The sequence below is a fragment of the Enterococcus sp. H57 genome (genome assembly GCF_003112495.1).
Classification (GTDB): Bacteria; Bacillota; Bacilli; order Lactobacillales; family Enterococcaceae; genus Enterococcus_B; species Enterococcus_B faecium.
The window spans coordinates 1-217 of record NZ_BEHC01000106.1; the positions used below are offsets into that span (position 1 = coordinate 1).

At 45.2% G+C, this 217-nt stretch carries 1 protein-coding gene; it reads left to right on the forward strand.

Annotation, left to right across the window (positions count from 1 at the left end):
* On the forward strand, positions 1 to 217 hold a 217-nt coding region (locus tag DIZ30_RS13835; protein WP_234414822.1), incomplete at both ends, for a hypothetical protein.

A 217-nucleotide genomic window follows, 5' to 3' on the forward strand; every position in this document is an offset into this window, starting at 1 on the left:
ACAATATTCAACAAACATGAGAAGCTGTTTTTTGAAATTGCTCCTTGTGACTCGGAGCTGAACGGCAGGCTCACGACCTCTTCCTTAAACGGTGTTCTCCTGTCAACTCCTCGGTCACAAGTTACAATATTCAACAAACATGAGAAGCTGTTTTTTGAAATTGCTCCTTGTGACTCGGAGCTGAACGGCAGGCTCACGACCTCTTCCTTAAACGGTG